Consider the following 8,701-nt stretch of genomic DNA (forward strand, 5'->3'; position numbering starts at 1 on the left):
TACGAGCGCCCGCAATTCACAATAACTGTTAAAACTGGCAGAATTTACGCATGTTTGCCATAACTTTTGCGACGGCGACCGCGCCCGTTAGTTAACAGAGCCACGCCTAGTGCCGCGCACGCAACACCAGTTAGCACCAAAATGCCGGGAACGGTTAAATCGCCAGTTTGCGCCAAAGACGTTAAGTGGCGAAGCGCCTTAGCAGGAGCACTATTTGACCCCGCCGGAGCCAAAGCCGAGAAATTAGCCACCACAGTGCAATCCGACTCCACTGTTAAAACAAACGAAGTAGGAGTAGTGGGTTTCAGTGTCTGTGTTTGTCCTTTACTTGTCAGAGTAATGCTATCGGCTTGCCATTGCGAAGACTCTGGAGTAAGCGTAAATTCAACCCTAGTACCAGCAGCATATGTATGCTTACCAGATGGCGTTATGCTGCCGTGCCCAGAAGACGAAGCGTCAACAACACATTCAACCCCGGGAGTTGGCGGATTAATAATAGGATCGTCTTTCTTTTCGTTAAACGATGCAATTATGCGACCGCCCGACGCGCCCACCGTGAACGAATGCACCTCGGTTGCGCGTGCCTCGGTTGCGCGTGCCTCAGTTGCACGTGCCTCAGCTGCGCGCGCCTCGGCATCAACGCCGCCCGCTTCAGAACTATCCAACGCCATCATCTGCGGTGCTTCGGCAACTCCATCGTAGCTAATCATGTACCCTTTCGTGCGGAAACCATCAAACGTATAACCTTCGTCAGCCCGTTCAGTTAGCAGTAGTTTTTCTCCTGCCGGCACGCTAAGCGTAGCGCTAACTTCACGCCCATCGCGTGCAACTGTGCCGCCCTCACCAACAGTTACATCTACCGTAAATTCATCCACTACAAAAATACCGCGCACCCACAAGTTTTGAGATATACCCGACAGCACAAGACAATTTCCCATACTGCGCAATTCGTCAAGCGTGTAAGTTTTTACCACGTTTCCGTTGGCAGATCCGCTGCGCACTTCGGCACCCGTAAGCATATACCCATCGTTTGCGCGGAATGTAAATGCTTGGCTTGCAAGTTTGTCGCCCTGAACGCTTATGCTAGACGGACACACGCTGCCGCCCGCATCGCTAACGCCAACCACAGTGTAGAAGTTACCGGGTGTTTGCGGGTCTTGCCAAGTGGTATTACTGGGACTAGTTGCACTACCCTGCGCAAACGTTACCTCTAAGCTGGTGAAATTGCTATCAACATTCGGATATGTATAACTTTGGGCAAATTTATCTATAAATACCTTAGTGCCATTTACCTTCAGTTCAGCAATATATGCTTTGTCGTTATCGTAGGTAAACGTGAATGTCTGCGGCTTATCAATTATCGCATCAAAGACTCCCTCGCCGGGGCTTACCGCGCCACCTTGCCCATTCACTATTATTTCCACAGGAGTAGTATTTGCCAAAACCGGTCTGGTCTTAAACACAACATAAACAGCCGCTAAATCGCTAGTTGTATACTTGCCGTCTAATACAAAAGCGCCGTCATTCACATTGTTATCTTGCAGAATTTTGCGACTTCCATCGTTATAATGCAGTGAAATATACGAGATAGTTTTACCCTCGTCGGGTTGCAAATTCATAGGAATATCGCTTCCCACCGGAACACGCATTGGACTAGCTGCACCCAGCACACTGCCACCGGTTACAAATAAGCTAGCATTTGTTAGTTCACCCTGAGTGCCAAGTGCGTTGTCTTCCTTGTTGCCTATTGGCTCTACAGTAGGAATAAGTTCCACACTTGTAGCGTCCACATATTGCAACCCAGTTTTATAGTAGCGAATGCTCTGCTCATTGGTCGCCGCTTTACTTTGCGCCTGTGCACCTAAAGTCGCGCCAACGTTTTCAGCACTACGAACATTATTCACTAAGCCACCAGACCTCATGCTCTTCAAATTGGCTATATTGTTCATAAATTCGCCGTGACTTATCTGCTCGAAATCTAGGTCTATCAGATTAGAGCTACCATCTAAACTTGCCTGCAAGCGAGTTACAACATAACCCGCCGCCGGATAGAACAAGAATATGTTCTCATCGGCTGTGTAGTAAGGAACGGTGGTGTTTTCAGGCCATGCCGACACATTCTTAGTAGAAACCTGCACCCACACAGGCACTTCCTTAGGCGCTATAGGCGCAAACGACACTACTAAATTGTTGCTGCCGTCGCTAAGAGCATTGTAGTTTACGAAGAATACATTGCCCGGCTTGGTTGTAATTGATGAGCCATTTAGCGTAATGCCTTGCACTTTATATCCATTTGCAGGCTCGGCGCTTATCTGCAGAAAATCGCCTTCAGCCACTTGAGCCGTACCACTTGCAGGCTGAATTATCCTACCCATACTTTCGCATCCGCTGGCTATGCTTACGGTTGCGCTGCGCAATTTCGCTGCCGGGGCATCTGCGCTGCGCTTGTCAAATACAGCATGCACGCCCACTATGCGGTCAGTAACTACCAGCGAATAGCTGTATTGATTCTTAGCCGGAATGGTTTGCACTTCAGTTGTGCCGTCGTCGCCCAAATAGGTAATTTGTATTTCTTTCATCATATCGCTTGTGGCATTTTCGGGCACAAACGTTAGATTCAGCGTCTCGCCAATTGTGGCGTTATATTTGCCTGAGGGCGATATGGTGCCACCGTTAGTACTAGATAGATTTATTTCCACCTTAGTAGATTTTACAGGCTCAAACATCACCTTCACATCTACCGCAGCACTACCAGATGAAAGCTCTGCAATTAGGCTGCCGCTAATATTGATGGTACTGCCGCTCATTTGCTGCGTTATATCGCGGCTACCTACAAGTACCTGCCCTACTTTGTAACCCGCATTCGGCGTTGCAGTTATCGTTATAGAACTATCTGCGCCCACAAACTGATTTCCAGAAGGCGACACGCTTCCACCTTCGCTACCTTTAATAGTTACAGGATAGCTAACCGGCGGCTTTGAGTTGCCATCTTCCTTAAACGCACACTCAATCCAAGTTTCAGCTGTAATTTTCATAGTGTGCGAAAACGCGCTATCCAACGATAAATTCGCTATAACATTGCCATTGGCATCTACTTGGCGCATGAAATCGGCAGTGTATCCTTCATCGGGCTTCATGGTGAAAGTTTGCTCTTTACCAGCTGCTATAAGCGAACTACCCGAAGGGCTTATAGTGCCGCCAACGCCCAACACCTGTGTGTGTACACTTACGCGCGTATCGTCTGGCACAAACCGCACAACCACAGCATGTACATCACCGGTACCCGTAAACGGCAACTGCAAAGTAGCACCATAAACGCTACCCGAAAGCACGCTGCCAGCTCCAGAAAGCGCCTGTTCGCGCCCGTCAATTAATACTGCACCAATAACAAACCCGCTATTCGGACTTACGGTTACCTGCGCTGGCTGCTTAGCGCTAGCGTAAACATTTCCGCTGTTGCTTAGTGTGCCGCCATTAACACCGCCCTGCGTAACAGCCTCAAGTGTATACTTCGTCAGATTATTGTTCGGCGCAGCTGCGAACACCGCATGAATGCTATGTGATTGTTGCACGTTGCCGAATACATATTCTCCAACTGAATTCAGTTCTATGCCAACAGGATTACCATCTACTATCAACTGGCTAAGTTGCATGCCTGCACCGGGCTGGAATGTGAAAGCCTGATTGCCATTTTCTGCCACTTGCACACGATTCTTACCAGTGGCATCAGGCGTACCAGCAGGATCTATGCTGCCGTCACCCTCGCTAGACACCCATATATCGAAGTATTCTTTCTGGTCAGGCGGATCGCTGTAATCAGACTGTTTGAATTCTATAAGAATTTCTTGGTCGCTTGTTATGCCCATTATGGTATGCGTTTCGCCCACCTGCGTGCGCACACCATTAACGGTCATGTACGTAACATAGCCCGTGCCCGGCTTAAATGTAAACGACAAGCTGCCACCATAGTTCACAAGTTTGCCCCGAGACGTGAAAATGTCATCGCCAGATGCAGGATTTAGCACCCAAGCTTGCTGCTCGGCCGACGTACCCACTGCAAAAGACACCTTCGCAGTAAGCTTTTCACCAGTATGGTCTTCGCTAAAGAAAGCAGTAACAGTGTCGTAGCCTTGCGTTATTAGTGCGCGACCCAACATGTAGGTATAAGCAGCGCCGTTTGCGCTTTGAGCATTTAGTTGTATATCGCCGCCTGTCCAAGTAAGCACCGGCAAAGATGAATTTGCGCCAGAAGACACGGCAACGTTTGCCAACTTGCTCTTCTGACCTTGCGTTCCATCTTCGGGTGTTATGGTGAACAACACTCCGGCATCTGCGCTGTTAGAGGTATAAGTTGCATTTGTTGGATTTATGGTACCTGTACCGCTGAAATTGGCAGTAGTTTCCACCTTGCCACGCAGCTGATACGTTATAGGTGCAGGCGGTTTTGGTGAAGATGCGCGTGTAAACGTTACCGTTATGGCACCGTTTTCAGCCTTCACTTTGTCGGCTGGAATTGAATAGGTGCCATTTGTGGAGTTCAAGATATCGGCACCACACTTCACAACAACCGAATAGCTGTAATAGTTATTGCTGTCTTCGTCGCTAGCCTTAGGCGTAGCCGTAAAATCTATAGTGGAAGTGGTGAATTCCACCGTGCGCTCTTGAAGCGACGATGCGCTGGTCAAACTTTTGCCCTGTACTGCCACGGTTCCATAAGAGCTATCGCCTTCTATTGTGAATATAGCTGTAACCGGGTTTTCTATGGGCTTATCGCCCTTGTCTTTAAACTCAATTTCAATTTTGGCACTGGCATCTTCAAGTGCGCTGCCAGCTATAGTAAAGCTGTTGTTCACACCTGCCACAACACCATCGGTAGCACCATTTACTTTAACAATAGCCTCGTAGCCGTTGTTGGGCACCGCAGTTATAACAACATCTCGACCATGCAAATACGTAACCGTGCCATTTGCGCCCGATGAATCCATAGTAACGCCAGTTCCAGAAACAGTGCCATTTGCGCCGCCCGTTACCACTATGTCGCGCGTCTGCTGCACAAGCCTAAAATCAGCCTGAACATCAACGTCCGCCAAAACATCGGTAATTATGTAGCTGCCGGCAGCAGTCATGCTTGGTGTAACAGCCACACCATCAACCGTTAGCTTCGCCAAATAATACGTATTTTGATTGCCTTCCATGCTTATTATTTTCGATCCGCCATGCACAACGGTAGAAGATGCTGGTCCCACGCTTACGCCCGCATCCGTTGCTGTAGTCTGGGGAGTGTAATTATTTGTAACAGTAACCGTGTGGTTCGGATAAGTAATTTGCGTGCCATACCTAAAATGCGCCACCACAGAGGTAGTGTTATTTATTCCCGTTAAGGTAAGTGTGTCGCCAACAACATTTGCGCGTTGCTTGCCGGTGCCATTCAGGTCAACCTCGACGTAGTCAAGCACGCTGCCGCTAACTCCATTAAATTGGAAAGTGGCAACACCCGACAGCGTGGAATACACCCCTTTAGGATTGCTTTCCGTATTCGTAGAATCTGCCGTCTGGGACATTTCGCCAGAAATAACCGTAACGGTACCTGTAGCGTCTTCTTCGCCTGCTCCAACTGAAACATTAATCAGCTTACCCTGCGCTGCTGTTGTTGCTTTGAAGTACGCCGCTATAGTGTATTCATTGCCCAATGTAGGAACTGTGAAATCGAGATAATTCAAACCGGGAAGCGCTTGTAAGCCGCTGCCTTGCTGCGCAGCAGGTGCGTAAGATTCAATAACCGAACCAGCCGTGCCCTGTAAAACATCGACGCGAGCCAGCTCGTAGCCGCTGAACGGCAAAAACGTATACTGAACTTTGGTGCCCGGCGCATAGTTTATTTTGCCAGACGGAGTAACTTTGCCGCCCACATCTGGGAAGTTGTATCCAGCGCTGGAATCTACCTTTGTTGCCGCTATAGCCGATACGGCTACTTTCTTTTCGCTTGCAACAGAAACGGCAAAAACGCCCACACCTGCGCTTAGCGTGTTCGCATCGGTTATAACTACACTTCCGTTGTCCAGATCGAACGAATTTACAGGCACAACAGAAGTGTTACCACCATTTTGTACAATATGCCAAACACGTATTTTGTCTTTCTGCGCGCTGGTGTTCGCGGGAATGCGTACTTCGTTTATAGTTGATATTGCCTGCGGAGCTTTGTCATCTACCGCCAACTGATTTGTTATTGCTAGGTCTAACGCGGTGGTTATTTCATCTCCATCCGCTGCATTTAGAAGCTCATTATATATAGTTGCGTTGCCGCCATTTTGGGAAGGGATAATGTCGGTTGCTTTCAATGTAGCGCCACCACGATACGTCCAAGCACTTACGCTGGCGTTGCTTCCTGCATCTGTCATTTTTTGGAATTCGAAAGTTGCGCCGCAAACCACAGTTTGGGAATTCGATGTAACAGTGTAGCCTGTGCTGTCCTTCGCGACTAAGTAGAAATTATACGTAGGCGCTGCAGACGCATTCCCAAAATCAAGTATATCTTTTACAGTTTTGCCGCTAGCGTCTTTTACGTTTGCATCGTTTAGCCAAAGCGCAACGCTAGCATTTTTACTAGCATCGGCTGTTGCGGCAAATTCCGTACTTTCAAAAATGGCAGTTTGCGCTTGTACGCCGCCATTCATTTCATAAACTACCCACTTGTAGGTGTATTCATTATTGCTGTTCGGAACACCACCAGTAAGCTGGGCGTTTATGGTGTAATCAGCCTTGTGCACATCTTGCTCTAGCAGCGGTTCACTCTCTATTTGAACAGGAGCCGCATTCGTTATAGTAGCCTTGAAGTTACTGATTACTTTAACGCTTACGGTTGTAGATACCTGATCGCCGCCAGCGCTAAGTTGGCTGCTTTCTGTACTTACACCAGAGCCGTTTTCCTCCCAATTCATTCCATCGGTAGCGCGGCTTTCCTGTTTCTCGCCGGTGTCTATGTTACGTATTGCCCCATCTGTCTGCGCTAATGCCGACGCGGGATTCAATCCCAGCACCATACAAACAGCCAGCACTACTGCTAGCGCCCGTTTCAGCTGTTTTCCCATTGCACTTCCCATAGTGAACCCTTTTCCCTTTACTTATTTGCACTCTTGCACTCGCAACTTAATAAATGCTGCACGTAAAGCATTTCTTTGTTTCTTTGTTGAAAATGTTTCATGTGAAACATTTAGTTAAGTACTTCTATATCTATCTTTGCTGCTGCTTGACCTACTAGCTCTTCTGTATCTTTGTCATATGCTGAAAATGTAGCTGTACAGGCATAGCTTCCTTTTGGAAGCGCCACATCTAGCGTGTCTGATTGGATGTGATAGTTTGGCTCTATCATGTCTGTTTCGTATATCTTTTCCCCTGTGTCATCTCGCGTTATTTCTACGCGCATCAGATAGTTGTTGGCAGGTACGTTTTCTATACGCAACTCGCCGGGCGCGGTGCCGTTTTCAAACTCTACATAAGAGGCAATAGATATGTTGAACATGCCCTCTTCAACCACGCGGTCTAGTTCTGCTTGTATCTCTTCTGGGGTTTTGCCTTCTAGCTGACCAAGGTCGCCTTGACGGGCGCTTTTGCTTGAACCGTTACACAGGGTAAAAGCAAGCAAGATTGCCACAACAATAGCCACAATGGCTATAACAATGCACACCCAGAAGCGTGCTTTATGTTTGCGTTTAGATGCCGGCACAGACTGAGACGTAGCAGGCTGTACGTACCCTCCCTGAGACTGCATGTTAGACTGCGTGGGCATTTGGGGTGCCACAGGCGACACCCCAGACCCCATCCCATAACCGCGCACCCTATTTCCCGCACAATTTTGTTGCAGGTTGTTCTGGTCAAAATTAGCCTTTTGGTTATTTCGAAATGCATCAGTCATAGGATTTCCTTATTAGTACAGTTACGCAGTTTCGCGACTTACAGAGAGGTTGCAGCTACGGTAAAAGTGATTCTGAAAGCATCTACACCTGTAGTAGTCAAAGCACTGCTTACTCCCTGTAACTCAGAGCCGCTGCCGCTCATTTTTAATCCCATAATTGATGCGGTCTGTTGCTCATTAGGTTTAGCCGCAACAGTCCACTTCGGATCATTACTACCGGTAGCTAAATCGATTGGAGTAGCTCCTGTTGCTTTATTTCCTTCATTCTTGGTACCAGTAGTTAGATCAGAATCTTCTGAATCTTTATTAACGGCGTCACTGGGTTCTAGCTTTATAGCCAAGTCGCCAACTGCACCTGTAATGCTTGCATTATTTATAGTGCTAACAAGCTTCCAGTCGCCACTCGATGAATCGGTTGTAGCAATATTTGTAATCGCTACTGGGAAAGAAGACTCATTCTCAATACGGTAGCCAGAAATATCAGCAGTATTTTGCGCAGTAAAGGTTTTGATGCCCTCACTTGGAACGCCAAGAGGTCCGCCTGCCGCATCCGCAACAATAGTTACATTCAGAGGAACAGTCACATCAATTTGACTGATTCGAGCTTTTACTTTCACATCGGTAGATACAGCACTGTTAACAACTGGATTGTCGGTTGAGGCATCAACAGTACCATCGCCCGATCCTAAGTCGGCTGCGAATGCAGGTACGGCGCATCCCATTGCTAGCGCTGCGCTAAGCGCTACTGCACCAAAAATCTTACTTGTCTTTTTCATGGCTTTTCCTCCT

3 protein-coding genes are annotated in these 8,701 nt (G+C 47.9%); all 3 read right to left on the reverse strand.

Translation table 11 applies throughout. From position 1 onward, the window contains the following. Window positions 1-44: 44 nt before the first annotated feature. Window positions 45-7,100 carry a hypothetical protein gene (locus tag G7Y46_RS08325; RefSeq protein WP_165253292.1) on the reverse strand — a complete coding sequence of 2,352 codons (7,056 nt, stop codon included), beginning with the start codon at window positions 7,098-7,100 and terminating at the stop codon, window positions 45-47. A 110-nt stretch (window positions 7,101-7,210) separates the two neighbouring features. Further along, window positions 7,211-7,912, reverse strand: a complete 702-nt coding sequence (locus tag G7Y46_RS08330; protein WP_165253290.1) for a hypothetical protein — start codon at window positions 7,910-7,912, stop codon at window positions 7,211-7,213. A gap of 38 nt (window positions 7,913-7,950) precedes the next feature. Further along, complete coding sequence (locus tag G7Y46_RS08335; protein ID WP_165253288.1) at window positions 7,951-8,688, reverse strand: hypothetical protein; 738 nt, start codon at window positions 8,686-8,688, stop codon at window positions 7,951-7,953. Window positions 8,689-8,701 lie beyond the last annotated feature (13 nt).

Source organism: Adlercreutzia sp. ZJ304 (genome assembly GCF_011039075.1).
Lineage (GTDB): Bacteria > Actinomycetota > Coriobacteriia > Coriobacteriales > Eggerthellaceae > Adlercreutzia_A.

What these genes read in the sequence shown, in the direction of transcription:
- G7Y46_RS08325 (WP_165253292.1), bottom strand. Translation starts at nt 7,100, where the DNA reads ATGGGAAGTGCAATGGGAAAACAGCTGAAACGGGCGCTAGCAGTAGTG.
- G7Y46_RS08330 (WP_165253290.1), bottom strand. Translation starts at nt 7,912, where the DNA reads ATGACTGATGCATTTCGAAATAACCAAAAGGCTAATTTTGACCAGAAC.
- G7Y46_RS08335 (WP_165253288.1), bottom strand. Translation starts at nt 8,688, where the DNA reads ATGAAAAAGACAAGTAAGATTTTTGGTGCAGTAGCGCTTAGCGCAGCG.